The organism is Arthrobacter sp. P2b, assembly GCF_900168295.1.
Lineage (GTDB): Bacteria > Actinomycetota > Actinomycetes > Actinomycetales > Micrococcaceae > Arthrobacter.
The window spans coordinates 191,564-210,660 of record NZ_FVZL01000001.1 but is presented as its reverse complement, the minus strand read 5'-3'; the positions used below and the strand labels follow the sequence as shown (position 1 = coordinate 210,660).

13 protein-coding genes are annotated in these 19,097 nt (G+C 61.9%); 7 read left to right on the top strand and 6 right to left on the bottom strand.

All coding sequences use genetic code 11. From position 1 onward, the window contains the following. The first annotated feature begins 111 nt into the window (after positions 1 to 111). The 3 genes from B5520_RS00895 (at position 112) to B5520_RS00885 (ending at position 5,884) form a co-directional block, all read left to right on the top strand. Positions 112 to 1,107: a LacI family DNA-binding transcriptional regulator gene (locus B5520_RS00895; protein ID WP_079595181.1), complete on the top strand. Its 996-nt coding sequence runs from the start codon at positions 112 to 114 to the stop codon at positions 1,105 to 1,107. 143 nt (positions 1,108 to 1,250) lie between these two features. Next, the gene (locus B5520_RS00890) at positions 1,251 to 3,722 is read left to right on the top strand and encodes a glycoside hydrolase family 2 TIM barrel-domain containing protein (RefSeq protein WP_079595180.1); all 2,472 of its coding nucleotides are present in this window, start codon (positions 1,251 to 1,253) and stop codon (positions 3,720 to 3,722) included. Then, positions 3,719 to 5,884, top strand: coding sequence for a hypothetical protein (locus B5520_RS00885; RefSeq protein ID WP_079595179.1), 2,166 nt, complete (start codon positions 3,719 to 3,721; stop codon positions 5,882 to 5,884). Before B5520_RS00890 ends, B5520_RS00885 begins: the two co-directional genes overlap by 4 nt. Positions 5,885 to 6,039: 155 nt before the next feature. On the opposite strand, the gene B5520_RS00880 is transcribed toward B5520_RS00885, so the two are convergent. From B5520_RS00880 to B5520_RS00860, 5 genes are all read right to left on the bottom strand, one after another. Continuing rightward, complete coding sequence (locus B5520_RS00880) at positions 6,040 to 7,044, bottom strand: LacI family DNA-binding transcriptional regulator (protein WP_079595178.1); 1,005 nt, start codon at positions 7,042 to 7,044, stop codon at positions 6,040 to 6,042. A 103-nt stretch (positions 7,045 to 7,147) separates the two neighbouring features. Continuing rightward, positions 7,148 to 7,948 carry an ATP-binding cassette domain-containing protein gene (locus tag B5520_RS00875; protein WP_254865433.1) on the bottom strand — a complete coding sequence of 267 codons (801 nt, stop codon included), beginning with the start codon at positions 7,946 to 7,948 and terminating at the stop codon, positions 7,148 to 7,150. 29 nt (positions 7,949 to 7,977) lie between these two features. Further along, positions 7,978 to 9,798 carry a dipeptide/oligopeptide/nickel ABC transporter permease/ATP-binding protein gene (locus B5520_RS00870; RefSeq protein ID WP_079595176.1) on the bottom strand — a complete coding sequence of 607 codons (1,821 nt, stop codon included), beginning with the start codon at positions 9,796 to 9,798 and terminating at the stop codon, positions 7,978 to 7,980. Then, the gene (locus B5520_RS00865; RefSeq protein WP_079595175.1) at positions 9,795 to 10,736 is read right to left on the bottom strand and encodes an ABC transporter permease; all 942 of its coding nucleotides are present in this window, start codon (positions 10,734 to 10,736) and stop codon (positions 9,795 to 9,797) included. The genes B5520_RS00870 and B5520_RS00865 overlap by 4 nt, the downstream gene beginning before the upstream one ends. Positions 10,737 to 10,811: 75 nt before the next feature. Next, the gene (locus B5520_RS00860; protein WP_079595174.1) at positions 10,812 to 12,341 is read right to left on the bottom strand and encodes an ABC transporter substrate-binding protein; all 1,530 of its coding nucleotides are present in this window, start codon (positions 12,339 to 12,341) and stop codon (positions 10,812 to 10,814) included. Between the two features lie 592 nt (positions 12,342 to 12,933). On the opposite strand from B5520_RS00860, the gene B5520_RS00855 reads away from it, so the two are divergent. Both B5520_RS00855 and B5520_RS00850 read left to right on the top strand, forming a co-directional pair. Then, positions 12,934 to 14,196, top strand: a complete 1,263-nt coding sequence (locus B5520_RS00855) for a family 43 glycosylhydrolase (RefSeq protein WP_079595173.1) — start codon at positions 12,934 to 12,936, stop codon at positions 14,194 to 14,196. Beyond that, positions 14,189 to 16,276 carry a hypothetical protein gene (locus B5520_RS00850; RefSeq protein ID WP_217700297.1) on the top strand — a complete coding sequence of 696 codons (2,088 nt, stop codon included), beginning with the start codon at positions 14,189 to 14,191 and terminating at the stop codon, positions 16,274 to 16,276. The genes B5520_RS00855 and B5520_RS00850 overlap by 8 nt, the downstream gene beginning before the upstream one ends. Before the next feature lie 66 nt (positions 16,277 to 16,342). On the opposite strand, the gene B5520_RS00845 is transcribed toward B5520_RS00850, so the two are convergent. After that, positions 16,343 to 16,945, bottom strand: a complete 603-nt coding sequence (locus B5520_RS00845) for a TetR/AcrR family transcriptional regulator (protein ID WP_079595172.1) — start codon at positions 16,943 to 16,945, stop codon at positions 16,343 to 16,345. Positions 16,946 to 17,027: 82 nt separating this feature from the next. Here B5520_RS00845 and B5520_RS00840 point away from each other — a divergent pair, with 82 nt between their 5' ends. Beyond that, positions 17,028 to 17,807 carry an SDR family NAD(P)-dependent oxidoreductase gene (locus B5520_RS00840; protein ID WP_079595171.1) on the top strand — a complete coding sequence of 260 codons (780 nt, stop codon included), beginning with the start codon at positions 17,028 to 17,030 and terminating at the stop codon, positions 17,805 to 17,807. A gap of 153 nt (positions 17,808 to 17,960) precedes the next feature. Next, the gene (locus B5520_RS00835; protein ID WP_079595170.1) at positions 17,961 to 19,016 is read left to right on the top strand and encodes a Gfo/Idh/MocA family protein; all 1,056 of its coding nucleotides are present in this window, start codon (positions 17,961 to 17,963) and stop codon (positions 19,014 to 19,016) included. Positions 19,017 to 19,097 lie beyond the last annotated feature (81 nt).

Below are 19,097 nucleotides of genomic sequence, written 5' to 3'. Positions count from 1 at the left end.
TGCGTCTTTGTCGATAAGTCTGCGGCGGTATCAGCATTCTGATATCACGTGTCAGCTAAAAGTAGCTGTGTTTGATATCACGTGTCAACAGTTCTATGAGATGATCGGTCTGTGACGATCGAGACGCAGCAGGCTAAGCGACCTACGAGCTTTGATGTGGCAAGAAGGGCTGGGGTTTCCCGGGCTACTGTCAGCCATGTCTTGAATGGGCGTGGCAGGATCCCGGAGGAAACCCGCCAGCGTGTTCTGGCTGCCGCCTCTGAACTGCAGTACACACCCTCGCCTGCGGGCAGAGCCCTGGTGCGCGGCCGCAGTGACGTTCTGGTGATCGTCATCCCGCATACGACCTTTGGGCGCAATCTTCAGGATCTTGTCGATGACATCACCGCCCAGGCTGATACCCATGACCTCAGTGTCGTGGTCCGGTTCGCTGGACCCGACCCGGAAGAAACGCTGGCAGCGGTTCAACATTTCCGCCCGGTGGCAGTTGTGGATTTCGGCGTCCTTGGCGCTGCGGACCGGGACAGCCTTGAAGCATCCGGAGCGGTGGTCATTCCCAAACTCAGGCCCGATGACACCTTGGAAAACAATGCCAACTTCACCATTGGCGAGCTCATGGTCCAAGAGCTGCTTCGCAAGGGCCCCCGACGCCTCGTGTTCGGCGCACTCTTGGACGAGCGTTCCGACCCCTTCGGTCCGGCGCGTTATGAGGGCATGAAGCATTGGGCCCAGGCCCACGGACTTCCGATCCCTCGGCGCATGGAGATCCCTCTACACTTGGCCGGCGCCAGAGCAGCACTCCAAGCCGAGTTCGCTGATGAGCCAATCGGCGTGGCGTGCTATAACGATGCAGTCGCCCTTGCAGTGCTGGCAGCCGGACGCGATCTGGGGCTGAGCGTGCCCGGCCACCTCTCCGTCATGGGGGTCGACGCCACGGCAGAGGGGCAACTGGTTAGCCCCCGCCTTACAACTCTGAAGGCAGACAACGGGCCGGTAATGGCCCGTATCGCGGCGGATCTCACCTCCTTGGATGGCCGAACAGGAGCGCACCCCGGAACGCCTGAACGGACGCGGCCGTTCACTGTCATTCGCGGCGAAACCACCTAAGCGCCGACTAAAAGGCCCGCCGAATCACACAAATCGTTGACACGTGATACTGGGCAGATATACTGGTTGCACGTGATACCACGATATTTTTTGACGGCCGCTGTCTGATGGCCTGTCCATCATCGTTTACGAGGGAGAAACCGATGACCCGTGCATCGTTCAATAAGGGCTGGACATTGCGGCCCAAGAAGAGCATTTTCGATGAGCTCTCAGGTCCTGCCGCTGAGGCAACGCCTGTTACCTTGCCGCACGATGCCATGATCGCCTCGGACCGCGTAGCGGATATGCCCGGGGGTTCGCATGGTGGATACTTTCCTGGCGGGACGGTGGAGTATTCCAAGACCTTTGACGTGCCTGCAACGTACCGGGACAAGCGGGTTTCCATTGAGTTCCAAGGCGTCTACCGGGACGCCATGGTGTACGTCAACGGTGACTTCGCCGGTCAGCGCCCCAATGGGTATTCCACGTTCGAGGTGCTGCTGGATCCCTTCCTGAAGTACGGGCAGGAGAACATCATTCGGGTGGAGTCCCGCGCGCATGAGGATTCCCGGTGGTACACCGGACTGGGGATCCACCGGGACACGGTCCTCGTTGTCTCCGGTCTCGTTCATGTCCCCGTGAACGGTGTACAGGTCACCACCCCTGACATAACACCGGCCAGGGCAGTCGTCGAGGTGGCCACCACGGTAAGGAACGTCGGCCGGGAAACAGTCACTGTTGACGTCCTTACGGAGGTCCACGACGCGGCGGAAGCTTCGGTAGCCGCAGGGACAGCGCCCGTCACGGTCAGGCCTGGCGAAACCGCCGTCGTACGTCAACGGCTCTACGTCAAAATGCCTCTTCTATGGGATATTGATGCCCCGCATCTTTACACTGCGAGCACCACACTCCGGGACGTTACTGACGTCGTGGACCAGCACTCCACCACATTCGGGATCCGGTCCCTGCAGCTGGACCCTGAACTGGGGCTGCAGATTAACGGCTCAACCATCAAACTGCGCGGCGCGTGCATTCACCACGACAACGGTATTCTCGGTGCTGCGGCGATCGGCCGCGCCGAGGAACGCCGCATCGAACTGCTCAAGGAAGCCGGCTTCAACTCCATCCGCAGCTCCCACAACCCGATCAGCCAGGCCATGCTGGAGGCGTGCGACAAACACGGCATGATTGTCATGGACGAGACCTTCGACATCTGGACCGAGGGAAAATCGTCCTTCGACTACTCCCTGAACTTCCCCGAATGGTGGGAACGCGACGTCGAAGCCATGGTTGCGAAGAACTTCAACCACCCCAGCGTCGTCTTCTACTCGATCGGCAACGAAATTCCGGAAACCGGGACCGGGCTCGGATCCGGCTGGGGCCGGAAACTGGCAGAAAAAATCAGATCCCTCGACAGCACCCGATACGTCACCAACGGTATCAACGGCTTCGTTTCTGCCCTGAAGGAGGTCTCCGAAATGATGCGTGAACGCAGCAGCGGGGACACACCCCAAGGCGTCAACAATATGATGAACCAGGCAGCCGAATTCATGGCCCGGGTCAGCGCTTCACCCTTGATCACGGAAAAGACGGCCGAATCCCACGCCGTCGTTGACGTCGCCGGCCTCAATTACGGCGAAAGCCGCTACCTTTTGGACCGCGAACTCTTTCCCAACCGGATTATCGTCGGCACCGAAACCTACCCCGGCCAAATCAGCACCAACTGGAAGTTGGTCACCGAGAACTCCCACGTGATCGGCGACTACACCTGGACCGGCTGGGACTACCTGGGTGAAACAGGCATCGGCCGTGTCCGCTACCCGGGCGACGTAGGCTTCGGCGCACCCTACCCGTGGATCGCGGCCTGGTGCGGCGACATCGACATCACCGGCCACCGCCGCCCCGCGTCCTTTTACCGCGAGATTGTCTTCGGGCTCCGCCACGAACCCTACATCGCGGTCCAGCGCCCCGAACACCATGGCGTCGAGCATGCGACGGGCCAGTGGGCCTGGACTGATTCCATTTCCAGCTGGAGCTGGAGCACTCCCGAGGGTTCCCCTGTCCGAGTTGAGGTGTACAGCGACGCCGACGAGGTCGAATTGCTGCTCAACGGCCAGTCGGTCGGCCGCCAGCCCGCAGGTCAGGAACACGCCTACCGGGCCTTTTTCGACCTCACGTACAGCCCGGGGTCGCTGACTGCGGTCGCCTACTCCAACGGTGTGGAGCAGGCACGCACCACCCTTCGTTCCGCTGAGGGCCTGATCAGCCTCACGGCCAACGTCGACCGCGCCCACATCCGGTCCGATGACGCCGACCTCAGCTACATCGAATTCGAATTCCGTGACCAGCATGGGGCCCTTGCCTCGCATGTGGAAGAAGGAATCACGGTAACCGTGAATGGGCCCGGCTTTCTCCAGGCATTCGGAAGCGGCCGGCCCAACAACGAGGAAAAATACACCACGAACCATCACACGACTTTCGATGGCCGTGCTCTGGCTGTTGTCCGGCCCACAGGGGAAGGATCCATCAGCGTCAGCGCCAGCGCTCCTGGATACGAAACCATTACCGTAACCATCCATGCCGCAGCTGAGGTCCGCGAACTCGTTCCGGCCAGCGCCGAAGGAGTCTCCGCATGATCCCGGCCGAAGAACAAATTCAGGCCGAAAAGTCCGTTATCGACCGCCAAACGGTCGTAGCCCGGCACAACATCAGGATCACCGCTGTGGATCCCGAGCACGTCCTCACCGTGGGTAACGGCGACTTCGCCTACAACGCCGACATCACCGGCATGCAGACCTTCACCGACTACCACGACGCCCGGTCTGCCATGACGCGCGGCGAGGTCGCCGTGAACACCGCAACCATGAGCTCCTGGGGTTGGCACGAGATGCCGAACCCCGCCGGCTACGTCCTGGACGACGCAATGTCCCGGTATGAGACGGCACGCGGGTCAGTCTCGTACCCCGACCGGTACGACATGGAACAGGCCATGCGCGGGAATCTGACCGATGACAACAAACCGGGGGCGTGGCTCCACGCCAACCCGCAGCGGATCGACCTGGGCCGCATCGGGCTGCAGCTGCGGAACACCCCGGACAGCGAACCGGAAACGGACCCCGGCGTGCTCACTGACATCGAGCAGGAGCTGGACCTCTGGACTGGAATCATCACTACGACGTTCCGATACTCCGGGGAGCTGGTCCGTATCGAAACAGTCGCGTCCCCAGACCAGGCACGCGTCGGTTTCCGCATCGACTCCGAGCTGCTTCGAGACGGACGTTTGACCATCTCACTGCGCTTCCCCTACGCGTCGGAAGGCTTTTTCCAGACCTCCGACTGGGCCAGCCCCGAGCGCCACACCTCTGTCCTGACAGCCCGAGGCGCCGGCGGCTCAAGCATCCTGCGGCAACTGGACACAACCAGCTACCGGGTGGACCTGGACACCAACGGCGCCTCCATCACCCCGTCCCAGGAAGCACACCACTTTACCGTTTCCACCGCCCAGACAACCCTGGAGCTCGTGGCAGCGTTTACTCCGGATCCGACCGCACCGCGGGAGGCAACCGAAGCCGGTTTTGCGGAGGTCAAGGACTCCTCCGCCCGATCCTGGGAAGCCTTTTGGCTCTCCGGAGCAGCTGTCGACTTTGAGGGAAGCACCGACCCGCGCGCCCACGAACTCGAACGACGCGTCGTGCTCTCGCAGTACCTCACCGCCGTGAACAGTTCCGGGGTGATGCCGCCGCAGGAAACCGGGCTGATCACCAATTCCTGGCAAGGAAAGTTCCACCTGGAAATGCACCTCTGGCACGCCGCGCATTTTGCGACATGGGGCCGGCCGGAACTGCTGGAACGCAGCATGCCCTGGTACCTGTCGATCCTGGATCAGGCCCGGGCCACTGCAGCTCGTCAGGGATACCCGGGCGCCCGCTGGCCCAAACACGTGGGGCCCGATGGCCGGGAAAGCCCGAGTCCCATCGGATCGCTCCTGATCTGGCAGCAACCCCACCCGTTGTACCTGCTTGAACTCCTCTGGCGGGCTTCCAGCCCGGAGAAGCAGGCTGCCCTCGTGCAGGACTTTGCTGAGCTTGTGCAGGAAACGGCGACGTTCATGGCAGCTTTCACCGAGGAACGGGACGGGGTATTCCATCTGCCTTCCCCCGTCATGCCGGCACAGGAGTTCTATGACGCCGCCGCCACCGAAGACCCGACTTTCGAACTGGCCTATTGGTGGTGGGGGCTGGAAATCGCGCAGTACTGGCGCGAACGCAACGGGCAGTCACGGCAGGAGCAGTGGGCCCGGGTCCAGGACAACCTTGCACGCCCCCACACGGACGGCAAACGGTACGATGCAGTCGCCACCGAACCGTACCTCCGGCGCGATGACCATCCCTCCCTGCTCGCCGCCTTCGGGCTGGTCCCGCCCACCCCGCTGATAGACCCTTCCCGAATGGATGAGACCCTTCGCGAAGTCATCGACACTTGGGACTGGCCCAGCGCCTGGGGCTGGGACTTCCCCGTATTGGCCATGACAGCAGCCCGCTTGGGCAATGCCGAACTGGCCATTGATTGCCTGCTCAAGGATGAGGTGAAAAACCGACACACTACCGTCGGTCACAACCCTCAGATGGGCGGCATCCTGCCCCTTTACCTCCCGGGCAACGGGTCCCTGCTCGCTGCGGTGTCCCTGCTGGCCGGAGGCTCTGACACCACGCCCGGCGCGTTCCCTAAGAGTGGCTGGGCCGTCAAAACGGAAGGCTTCATCCCTTGGCCCTCAGCCTCCGTGGAGGCTAGGGCGTAACTGCTGACCGTCCTGGACCAGGAGAGACAAGGGCACTTGCGGTTTCTGTTCCGAATCTCCTGCAATTCAAGGGTGCAGGACGCAGGTGGCGGGGTTAGATGCAGTAATGCAGAGGAGGACGGTGCGATTCGCACCGTCCTCCTTTTGCTTCGACCTCAGCTGGTTTCGCCTTGGATGACGGTGAGAAATTCCCGCCCGGCATCCTGTGTCTGAATGGGGGCCTTATGTTTAGTTACTGCTTCGAGATCCGCTGCGATTTTGCGCATGAGGACGCTATTATCCAAGGCAATCGTGGTGAGACGGGGCGAAACAAGTTGACCCACCTCGGTAGCATCCACCCCGATGACGGCCAGATCCTCCGGGGTAGCGAGCCCGAGGGTGCGTCCCGCTGCCAGCACTGCGATGGCTACATGATCGTTGTAGCAGGCAACTCCAATGGATGCGCCCTCGACCGACACGGTATCAACCGCCAAAGTTGCGCCGACGATGTCCAGGGGAACTTCAATTCGTGCCGGCTGCGGCAACCCACGGGCATCTGTCACGGCTTTGAGTCCTGCATAACGGGCAGGCCCGAATGGATCTGTCCTCTCGTCAAGCAGAGCGGCAAAAACAAGGGGCCGGGGACCATCGCGGAGCAGCTCTTCGGCCATCCTCTGGCCAATCAGAAAATTGGGATCCTTCCCGGATGCATCCTCATCCCGTGCCGCACTTGGAATGGTTGCGGCACCTGAGGCTGCAAGAGTTGTCTGGTCATCCCTGGATAGGCCACCGAAATTGACAACTGCCACCGGGCGGAAGTTCATGACGGCGGCCAGGGTTTCCGCCGGGTCCCGGCCTGCGAAGCGGACCACGACGCTTAGCCCATGGAGTCCGGCCAGCCTGGTGACTTCGTCGACCAGGTCTTGAAGGTTGCTGCCAAAGGTGGTGTTCGGCATGACTACCACGATGACGTCACTTCGGCCGGTGACCAGGGCCCGCCCTGCCGGTGATGGCTGGTACTTCAGTTCGGATGCTGCATTGAGTACGCGGTTACGGGTTTCCTCGGGAAAACGAGAACCCTGCCCGTTCAAGATATGACTCACCGTGGCACGGGAAACACCCGCTTTTTTGGCGACGTCAAAGCTTGTTGGCCGCCGCGCTTGCCCCGTCTCCGTTACCACGGAAAGATCATCTCACAAAAGATTTTGACACGTGATACGTTCGGGGTTTCGTGCGGCGCTTCTCGGCCTCCTTGGGGCTCACGTAATCGGGTCATACTGGCGCTCAGGCCTTTGATCTGAGGCTGAGCATCCGTCGGGCTTCGCGGCGTTCGCGTTGACGATCGGGGTCGGCAGTGGGGGAGGCCAGCACAAGGCGGCGCGTGTAGTCGCTTTCGGGTGCCTCGGTTACTTGTGCTGTCGGGCCCGTCTCCACCAGTTCGCCACGGTACATCACGGCTATCCGGTGGCTGATGTGGCGGACAACAGAGAGGTCGTGGGTGATAAACAGGTACGCAACCCCTGTTCGGCGCTGGAGGTCGATCAGCAGATCCAAAACCCTCGCCTGCGTGGTGAGATCCAGCGCCGAGACAGGCTCGTCGCAGACGATCAGCCGGGGTTGCAAGGCAAGCGCACGGGCGATGGCTACGCGCTGCCGTTGACCTCCGCTGAATTCGCGCGGGTAGCGTGCGGCCGAATCCGCCGGCAGCCCCACCTGGTCCAGGAGGGCCGTCACTGACCGCCGGGCCTCGGACGGCTTCTTTCCTTGTCCGATCAGGGGTTCGGACAGGATGTCTGCGATCGGGAGAGCAGGGTTCAGCGAGGTGTAGGGGTCCTGGAACACAACTTGGATGTCACGGGCCAGCTTCCGGCGTTCACTCTGGCTGGCGGTTGTGATGTCGTTTCCGTCAAAGACGATTGAACCGGAGGTGGGGGCGGCCAGTCCGAGCACCGCCCGGCCGAGAGTGGTTTTGCCCGAACCTGACTCGCCCACAAGCCCGAGCGTCTCTCCTGGAGCTATGTCCAGGGAGATGCCGCGGAGCACTTCCGGGGCGGCCCAACGGAACCCGCGCCCCGGATAGCTCAACCGCAGATTAGAAACTTGCAATAAAGGATTCACTTTTGCTCCTTGGCGCTAGCCAGTACAGCCGGTGCAGGGTCGGTCCGGACAGTTTCCTCGTCCAGGATCGAGGCGATGAGTTCCTGCGTGTAGGGGTGAGATGGGTTGCGGAAGATGGTTCTGACATCGCCACCCTCGACCATCTCGCCGTCGCGCATCACAAGCACCCTGTCGCAAATGTCGGCGACCACTCCGAAGTTGTGCGTAACGAGCAAGACCCCCATGCCCAGTTCGCCCTGAAGATCGCGGAGCAGATCCAGAATCTCCGCTTGCACGGTGACGTCAAGGGCCGTGGTGGGTTCGTCCGCGATCAGAAGTTTTGGCCTGGGCGCAACTGCGCCTGCGATGAGTACCCGCTGGGCCATTCCTCCGGAGATTTGGTGCGGGTAGGACTTGAAGGTGCGCTCCGGGTCGGTGATTCCGACACGGGCGAGGAGGGCCAGCGCTGTTTCCTTTGCTTCCTTTTTCGACATCGATGATGAAAGACCTTCGACCAGTTGGCTGCCGATGGTGAATGACGGGTCCAGGTTCGACATCGGTTCCTGGGGTATGTAGGAGATCACGCTGCCACGCATACGCCGCAGCAGCTTCGCGTCATGGTTGAGCAGTGAATCGCCGGCGAGGTTCATGACGTCGGCTGAAACTTCAGCTTGTTTGGGAAGGAGCCCCAGGATCGAGAAGGCTGTCTGCGACTTGCCTGACCCCGATTCCCCGACGAGTCCCACGATCTCGCCTGCATGGATGTCAAGGGAGATACCCTTGACGACCTCCTTTCGCGTCCCGTCCAGGTTGGGATAGGAAACCCGAAGATTGCGCACTGAAAGCAGTTTCCCTTGCGTCTGGGCCGAAGCCTTCCTGGCCTCGGTTGGCTCTTCGGACGGTGCCGTGGCGTCGGACGTGGAGGCGGACCGCTTTTTCCGGTGACGGCGTGCAGCCGCCTGGGGCCCGGCGAGGGCGTCCCGGTAGGAATTGCCCAGCAGGACGAGAGCAGCGTTCATCAGGCCGAGGAACAGGGAGGGCCAGAGGAGCTGCAGCGGGGCCCTGTAGATGTTCAGGAACGCGTCGGCGGTCATTGTTCCGAAGTTTGCGTCCTGTGCTGAGCCAAAGCCAAGGAAAGCGAGGCCAGCTTGAATGCCGATGGCTGCCGTGGCCATGAATGCGGCGGAAATGATGATTGGTCCGCGCACCACGTACAGCACGTGCCGGGAGAGGATCCGGCGGTTGGAAAGCCCTGAAACTTTGGCTGCGTCGACGTATAGCTCATTTTTGACTCCCCTGACCAGGTTTCGTACCAGCCAGAAGATGCCCGGGGATATGAAGATGCCGAAGAGCGCCATCATGGTTTGGTACGTTCCGCCTGTGATGGGCTGGAGCACCATGATGAGGATCAGTGCCGGGAACGTCATGAGGAGGCTGAAAATCCAGGCGAGCACCCCGTCCACGCGCTTTCCCACGTAACCCGAAATCAGACCGAGTATGCTGCCGATCCCGACGGCCACACCGGAGCCGATCAGCGCCGAGGTGACAGAAACATTGATGGCCGTAAGCACGCGGGACCAGATATCCCGCCCGTTTTGGTCGGCGCCAAGAAAGTAACCGGGGGTCCCGGGAGGTGCGTTGATGGCAGCCAGGTCGGCGGTGTTGGGGTCATGGCCGCGCAGCACGGGCTCCAGTAATCCGAGCATTACGATGCCTATTAGGACGATGACCGAAAACAGCCCCAGGGGCGTGGTGATGATGCGCCGGAAGGCCCCTGCCCGCTTGGCAGCCGTGGCGTCAGCGACGTCCGTGACTTGGTCGATGGTGGGCGTGCTCATGACATCCTTACTTTCGGGTTGAGCCAGCCACTGGCTATATCGATGACGAGATTCATGACAACGACGAGGCCAACGCCGAAAAGTGTTACGCCGAGCATGGCCGGCAGGTCGAACTGGATGGTGGCTTGGAAGCCGTAGGTGCCGTAGCCCGGCAGGGCAAAGATTTTCTCTATAAAGAGGGAGGCGCCGAACAAGGAGATGAACTGCAGCGAAAAGGTGGTGAATCCCGGGCCCGACGCGTTGCGGAGAGCATGCTTGAGGAGTATTGATGTTTCCGATACACCACGGCTGCGCAGTGTCCGGACGTAGTCCTTGCTGAGTTCATCGACCAGGGAGCCACGGATCTGGGCTGCGAGGGCGGCGATGCCCCCGATCGAGAGGATGATCGCCGGCAAGATCACCGATGCGAACCACCGTTCGGGTGATTCGCCGAACGGTGTGTAACCCACGGCCGGGACCAGTTTTAGCGAAATGGCGAAAACGTAAACCATGGCGATGGCCAGGATGATCGCCGGGAAGACGAAGGTGATGGTCGAGAATGCCTGCAGGACAGCGTCCACGACGCCACCCCGAGCGGCCCCGACGACACCCAACCAGGTGCTGATGATTAGAGTGATGGCAGCCGAGAGGAGCACGACGGAGAGTGTGACGGGAAGGCGGCTGGCCAAGGCTTGCACTACGGGTTCGCTGGTGTAGTAGGACGTGCCCAGATCTCCCTGCAATACACCTCCGATCCAGGCGAAGTACTGCTCAAGGATGGGACGGTTCAGGCCGAGCTGACCGTTCAGTATGTCGACCTGTTCAGCGGAAGCTGTCGGGCCGAGTATGTTCCGGGCAACGGGAATGTTGGCGCCATAGGTCAGAAAGAACGTGATGGCAGTAACGATGACGATGAGGACAAGTCCGGCACCGACGCGGCGGAGGAAAAATGGGATCACAGAATGCTCCTTGTGATGCTGCGCGGGGCAGTGCCCCGCACAGCATCAGTAGTTGCTAACTAGCAGTCGTGCTGACTATTTGGTAGCAGGCTGGTAAGGCAGGACGTTCTGCCCCCGTGCGACCGGCGGCGTGAACTGGATGTCCTTCTTGACCACGTAAACGCCCTCGCCGGCCATGATCGGCGCATAGAAGGCTTCCTTGACGAGATACTCGTTGACGGCCCGGAATGCAGTGGCCTGTTCGCTGTCGGGCGCCGAGTCCGCTGTTGCCCGAAGCGCGTCAAGCTCAGGTGACGTTGTGTTGAAGGGGTTGAAGACACCGGTGAGATTCGCGTTCAGGTCCAGAGCGTCGGAACCGCTCAGGCCGTTGAACATGAAGAACATGCCGTAGGACCTGCCGAGGACCTTGGCGTAGAAGTCCTGGAAGGGAACCGTTTCCCACGTGACCCTAATGCCGATCGCTCCGAGCTGCTGGGAAAGCACGGATTCAAAGCGCAGAGAGATGGGAGTGCTCGGCATGGTGACAGCGAAACCGTCGGCGTAACCGGCTTCGGCCATAAGCGCCTTGGCCTGCTCGACATCGAAGGGGTGCTCGTTCAAGAGGTCCTTGTCGAAGGTTTCTCCGTTGGGGCTAACCATCTGGTTGGTGGCGCCGCGTTCGGCGCCAATGAGGTTCTTCTGAATGGATTCGCGGTCGATAGCCAGGTTGATGGCCTTGCGGACGCGGACATCGGCCAGGGCTGGCACCACGGTTCCTGCGCGGTCAACGAGGAAAAGACCGCCGACAGCTGCGGGGGGAGTCGCGCCGGTCGTGAACTGGCCCTCCGGGAATTGCTTGGCCTCTTCCATATTTGAGACCGAGGTTGCGTCAAGCTGCCCGCTGAGCATTGCGTTCTGCACGGCTGTTGCATCGGCGATGATCTTGGTTTCGACTGTCTGGAACGGGTAAGCATCCGCGTTCCAGTGGTCCGGGTTCTTGGTCAGGGTATAGACCGAGCCGGCTGTCGTCTTTGTCTTGTCAAGGATATAGGCGCCGGAGCCTACCGGCTCGAGTTTTGAGCTCTCGGCGGTGAGCACGCCGGGGGCGCCGATTGCGCCGGGGGTGCCGGTCAGCTGAGGAATGATCGAAGCGTCCGGCCGGGACAGGCTCACAACGACCGTGGAGGCGTCGCTGGCCTCCACGGTCGAGATGGAGGACAGGTTGGACTTGGTTGAGGGTCCAACCAGGGCTGCCTTTAGGGATGCGGTGACAGCCTCGGCGTCAACGGGAGCGTTGTCTGTGAACTTCATGCCATCGCGGATCGACAACGTCAGGGTCTTCTTGTCGTCCGAGTATTCCCACTTCTCGGCAACTCCACCTTCGAGCTTCCCGTCCACGGTTTGGTGGATCAAAGTGTCGTATACGGACAGGAAGAGCGTGGCGTCCCCACCCGTCCAGCTGCCGATTGTGAAGTTTCCCGGCGGCGCCGAGGCCGCAAGGTGGAGGGTTTGATCCTTAGGTGCTGCTTCAGCGCTGTTTTGGGACCCAGGGCTGCAGCTGGCCACGGCCAGAGCCGTGGATGCGACGGCGGCGACCGCCGCTAGTTTTCTGAGAATGCTTTTCACTACAGGACTTCCTTGTCAGGGGGCGATGACGCGTACTTACGGCTGAATGTTCAATGTGTGTGCCGGACGTCGTTTATCGACATGCGGTCGTTGTGGTCCGCACCACATCGGGTGACGCGTGATACGAGCGTACGGTATCACGCGTCACTTGCGCTAGGGGTGGGCGGATTTTGGAGCAGCCCGGCTTTCCCCGGTCCGGGAACAGTCATTGCTGACGGTGCCAGGAGGTCTGGGTAGGCAGGCGACAAGAAGGTTTCAGCAGTCGACTGGTTGTAGAGGCATATGCTCGGGGTGCTTTTTTCAGGTATTGCTCCGCCAGGGGACTGTCCTTTCAGGGGTTTGATTCGGGCAAGTGTCCCTGATTCCATCGCTTGACACGTGATACCAAGCCGAATATCTTCAGTGGTAAATACGAAACGATTCAATTCCTGTTTCCCGCAAGTTCGCGTGTCGGCGGACAGCCGCTGGCCCGCTCTTCTCATTGACTGCCGATACCGGCGGGCGGGGACCGGGGAACACCAGAGTCCCGACGACCCTCGGGTCGGTACAACGCCGACCTCGACACGTGAATGATTTTGACGAAGGAGTCCCCATGAAGCCCTCTGGCAACTACTCAGCTGCCCCGTCAGGCGCTTCTCAGCTGCCCAACCCTGGTACGGAGACATTCGAGCAGCACCTTGCCGGTGAATTCCCGGGCCCTGACGGCCCCTCCACGGCCGGTCCACGCCTGTCCGAGCCCGTTCAAAGGCAGACGAGCATCCGCCCGGGCCAGGTGTGGCTCGATACAAAGGGCGAGCGGATCCAGGCCCACGGCGGTTCAATCTTCTACGAAGATGGCGTCTTCTATTGGTACGGGGAGAACAAGGAGAAAACCACTCCCGGCAGTGGCAACTGGCACTGGGGTGTTCGCGCCTACTCCTCCACGGACCTTTACAACTGGGACGACCGCGGGTTGATCATCCCGCCGGTGGTTGATGACCCTTCATCGCCGCTGCACCCGGCGCAGAAGATGGACCGCCCTCACATCCTCTTTAACGAGGCCACGGGAAAGTACGTCTGCTGGGTCAAGGTGATGGGGGAGGGGAGCCACGATACGCAGCGCTCCACGGTGCTCATCGCCGACTCTTTCCTGGGGCCCTACGAAATCGTACGTGCCGGTCTCGAACCGCTGGGCATGAGCGCCGGTGACTTCGATCTCGTCATCGACCCGGTCACCCGTAAGGCGTACTACTACTTCGAGAAGGTCCACACCGACCTGATCTGTGCAGAGCTGACGGACGACTACACGGACGTTACCGGGGACTTTTCCAGCCACTTCCCGCACCCCGGCCCGCCGTTCACCAGGGAAGCGCCGGCGCACTTCGAACGGGACGGCGTCCACTACTTGATCACCTCCGGCTCCACCGGCTACTTCCCTAACTTCTCCGAGGTAGCATCGGCGCCCGCCTACCACGGCCCCTGGACAGTCCTAGGCGACGCGCACCCTGATGACCCCTCCCGGACCTCGTTCCGTTCCCAGATCAGCTGCGTGTTCAAGCATCCGCACAAGAAGGACCTCTACATTGCCCTCGCCGACCGGTGGTTGCCCCAGCTGCCGGAAAACATGCCAAACGTCTATGACGTCGTAGCGTCAATGACGCAGGCCGGCGGGGTGCCAGACGCGCCGCCAGAGAACGAAAACAGCAGCATCGCAGGCAGTGGCGGGGCGGACGCCGGCGATGGCCGGGCGGCAATGGCAGCAGGACTGGGTGAGAACACCGCGATCGCCGACTACGTGTGGCTCCCCATCCGCTTTGCCGATGAGCACCCCGTTATCGATTGGCACGACGAGTGGCGGGTTGAGGACTATGACTGAGGCTGCTGCGGATAACGCCATCCACACAGCAGCTCCGGCCGGCGCACACGATACTGACACCCACCCTGGTCCGCACGGGAAGAACCACGAGGTTGACGGGTTCTTCAAGGATCCCTACGTGGACGTCGACGAATGGCGTGAGATTCCCGTCCGCCACCGCTACCTTCACGGCGGATTCAAAGGTACAGATACCAACTTTTCCGTCTACCTGCCCCCGGCGGACCGGTACCAGGGGCGGTTTTTCCAACACATCACACCTGTACCTGACAGCGAGAACCTGGCGCAGCTGGACACGGGCCCGCACAACAAGATCGCCTTCGCGACCGCCAGCGGCGCGTACTTCCTCGAAACCAACGGCGGCGGAACTGCCGGGACGCCCGGGGGTGGGGCTGATCCCACGATCGCCGCGTACCGCGCCAACGCAGCAGCAGCTCAATACTCAAGGGTCCTGGCCGGGCAGGTCTACGGGGATCACCGTCCCTATGGTTACGCCTTTGGGGGAAGCGGCGGCGGGTTCCGCACCATCGGTGGTGCCGAAAACACCACCGGCGTCTGGGACGGAGTGGTGCCGTACGTGATCGGCTCCCCGATGGCCATTCCCAATGTCTTTACGGTCAGGATGCACGCCCAGCGTGTCCTGCGGAACTCCCTGGACCGAATAGTGGACGCGCTGGAACCTGGCGGCAGCGGAGACATGTTCGCCGGTCTGGACCCGGAGGAGCGCGAAGCGCTCCTTGAGGTCACCCGGATGGGGTTCCCGCCCCGCTCTTGGTTTGGCCACCGCACCATGGGAATGCACGGATTTTCAGCCCTGTACGCCGGGTTGGCCATGGCGGACCCGGGCTACTTTGACGATTTTTGGACCAAGCCTGGTTATCTGGGATTTGAGGCGCGCCCATCACTGACGCGTGACCGGGTACAGTACCGCTGCCGGATCGGGGGCCTTCTCAGAGCAACAGAACTGACGGCGCAGGGTTATGTGGTTGAACCCCTGGCCGGGCAGTCCCAGGGCGGCGTTGATGATGCCTGGGTTGGGTCTTCGGGCCGCAACGATGTTCCTGTCGCTGTGCGGCTGGAGCGCGGTCCCGGGAAGGAACTCCTCGGCGCGGAGTTGTTGGTCGAGTCTGGCGCGGCGGCGGGCGCGAGGATTGCGCTGCTGACAGTAGCGGAAGATCTCGCCGTCTTCGGCCCGACCGACAGTGCGGTTCTCCGTCAGCTCCGGGCCGGTGACGAAGTGAAGGTGGACAACAGCGGTTTCCTGGCTTCGCAGACCTACCACCGGCATCAGGTGCCTGGCCCGGATTACCCGGTTTGGGACCAGTTCCGTGACACCGACGGGTCACCCAGGTACCCGCAGCGGCCCATGCTGGTGGGTCCGCTCTTCGCAGCATCCACCGCCGGTTCGGTGCAGAACGGCCGATTCGACGGGAAAATGATCGTTGTTGAGTGCCTGCTGGACCGTGAGGCCTTCCCCTGGCAGGCCGATTGGTACCGGTCCAAAGTGCAAGAGCAGTTCGGGGAGGAAACGGCCGACAAGTTCCGTCTCTGGTACGTGGACAACGCACTGCACGGCGACAGCGAGGCCCAGGAGCGGCCCACCCACACCGTCAGCTACCTGGGTGTCCTCGAACAGGCACTGCTCGATCTCAGCGCCTGGGTTGAGCAGGGGGTCGAACCACTGGCGTCCACGAGCTACGACGTCGTCGACGGCCAGGTAGTTGTCCCCCCGACGGCAGCAGAACGCGGCGGCCCGCAGCCCGTGCTCTCCCTTCTCATTGACGGCCAGACGTGCGCTGAGGTGGCTATCGGTGAAGAGGTCACTCTCAGTGTTGCCGCTGAGCTGCCCGCACAGGCCGGCAGCATCACCGCCGTCGAGTGGAATCTGGACGGACACGGGGGCTTTCCTCATAAGGAAGCCGTTGCGCCCAGTTCGAGCATGGACACGTCCCGGACGTGTTCCTTTCCTCGGCCGGGCATCTACTTCCCTGCAGTTCGGGTCACTTCGCAACGTCAGGCAAATACGGGCACGCCCTTCGGGCGTGTCCAGAATGTTGCCCGGGTACGGGTGGCCGTCAGCTGACGACCACGTGGATTGGCTAACCGACCCCGCCGCAACCCCCACCGCGCTGGCAGGTTACTGTCCTGGTCACCCCTCACCCACGGTCAGTACTGCCAGTGCTGCCCGAATGTAGGGGATGGGATCGGAGTCTTCGCTGGTTGCCCACTGCAGCCAGGCTTCGAAGGTGGCTCCGATGAGAGCAGCGCACAGGTACCGTGCGGTGTCTTCGGGAATCCCGCGGGCCGTGAGGTAGGAGCGGGTCTGCTCGCGACGGGTCCCTAGAAAATCCTGGCTTCGGCTCATCAACTCCGGGTGCTCGGCGATCAGACGGAGCCTGCCGCGGGTGACGCCGAGGTCCGGGAGAGCGGCAACGCCGGCAAGCACCGCTTCGCGGAGTCCGTTCAAGGTCTCGCTGCGGGACATCGGCGGGGCCGGGGCTGACTCGAAGGCGTTACCTGAGGCTGCTATGACCGGTCCCATTCCGCCCCATACCAGGTCGGCTTTGTTCGCGAAATGGCGGTACAGGCTTTTGCGCCCGACCCCGGCCTCGCGCGCAATGTCCTCCATGGAGGTCTGCTCGTAACCGCGCTCAGCAAACATCTTCAGGGCGAGGGCCGCAACCGCCTCGGGATCGATGCTCACCGGCCGTCCGGGCGGACGGGCGGCGGTACTGAGGTCATTCGAAAGCATCCCACCAGTATTCACCCTTCCATAATGACACAGCGTGTCATAAACTAATCTTTATCCCCCTAAAACAGTCTGGAAGGACATCATGGGCAACGACGCCACCTGGCAGGAAACCATCACTAACAACCGCTTCGCAGGAAAAACGGTCATCGTCACAGGTGCAGCCTCAGGCATCGGGCAGGCGACTGCCCTGCGCGTCGCCAAGGAGGGCGGCAGGGTCATCGCCGCGGACATCAGCAAGGAACGCCTTGATGCCCTGGTGGAAGAAAACAGCGGCCTGGACCTGGTACCCGTCGCCGGGGACATCTCCACTGAAGAAACCGTGGCCGCTATCGTTGCGGCTGCCGGCGGTCGCATCGATGCCTTGGCAAACGTCGCCGGAATCATGGACAACTTCGCCCCCATCCACGAGGTGGACGACGAACTTTGGGACCGCGTCTTCCGGATCAACGTCACCGCACTCATGCGCCTTACCCGCGCCGTGGTGCCGCTGATGCTGGAAGCCGGGGCGGGATCGGTAGTGAACGTCTCCTCCGAGGCCGGCATCCGCGGCTCGGCCGCCGGCGCTGCATATACGGCCTCCAAGCATGCCGTCGTCGGCCTGACCAAAAACTCGGCAGTAATGTACGGCCCCAAGGGCCTGCGCTTCAACGCGGTGGCTCCCGGCCCCACCATCACCGGCATCGTAGCGAACTTCGGATCCCAGCTGGCAGCAGAACGACTCCTCCCGCTCATGAAGGCCAACATCCCCGCACCGGTAAGTGCCGCACATCTGGCCGCCTCCATCACCTTCCTGCTCAGCGACGATGGCACCAACCTTAACGGTGCCATCCTGGCCTCCGACGGCGGCTGGTCAGCGATCTAGCGTCAAAAGCAGCGGCTTGCGATGAAAGCGCCGGGAGGTTGATAACCTCCCGGCGCCCGAATGTAGATAAGGAAATTCAGTGAGCGGCATGCATCAAATAGTCGACAGTGTGGCCGACATGGAGGCGGACCGGCTCTTCAAGAGGGAAATGGCATGAGGCCCGGTGGCATGCAGCGGTGGGGGATAGTGGGCGCGGGCAGTATTTCCAGGACGGTTGTACCGGATCTTGCCAGTTGTCGGGGTGTCGAAATTTCCATCGTGCAGAGCCGGGATGGGGGGAAGGCTAATGCGTTCGCCCAAGAGTTTGGGATCAGCCGGTCCACCGGAGATTTCGGGGAAGTCCTCGCTGATCCTTCGATCGACGCTGTCTACATTGCGACACCTTTTGCCACCCACCATGCCCTGGCCAACCAAGCGCTTCTTGCAGGCAAACACGTGTTGGTTGAGAAACCTATAGCCATGAACGCAGCCGAAGCGGCCGATCTCTTTGCTGTGGCCTCGCGGATGCGGGTTTTCCTGATGGAAGCCATGTGGATGAAGTTCAACCCTGCATTTCGCCGTCTCCGCGATGAACTGGCGGCTGGCCGGATCGGTGAAGTCAGGAGTATGCGGGCCTCGTTCGGCATCCCTTTCCCGGCCGAACTTGGCAGCAGCCGGTGGGACCATGCCAGAAGTCCCGGGTCTCTGCTGGACCAAGGCATCTACCCGGTAACCCTTGCGCACACGATCTTTGGGCCGCCCGTTTCAATTCACGCCGCCGGCAGCGTGAACGAGGACGGAGTTGACTTCGCCGAACACTTCACGCTCGAGTTTGAAGGAGGGCGCTTCGCACAGTGTGCCAGCGGGATGACCGAGTTTTGCGACCCGTCCGCCTCAGTAAGTGGCCGCAGGGGCTGGATCTCGCTCCCGGCTCCTTTTTGGGCACGGACAGCCCTCGACATCCACGCAGACAGCTGGGATGTGATGTTCAGGGAGCCGCACCGTGTGGAACTGGGCCAGGAAGGGAACGGCTACGTCCCCATGTTGCGCGAGGTCGTCAAAGCCATCAACTCAGGAACCTGCGAGCATGCCATCCACCCGGCCAGCGAAACGATAGCCGTTTTCCACACCCTGGATACCATCCGCCGCGAACTGAAAGCGAAGACGGAGCCGCCGACCCCTCAAGTCCCTGCAGGGCAGACCACTTCTCCCCAGCTACGTACGGACTGAATCCCGGCGGAGGCCCATCGCGACGGGTGGCCCAGTACATACAACGCCATGGTTTGCGTGGCCCAGATCCAGACCGTCCCC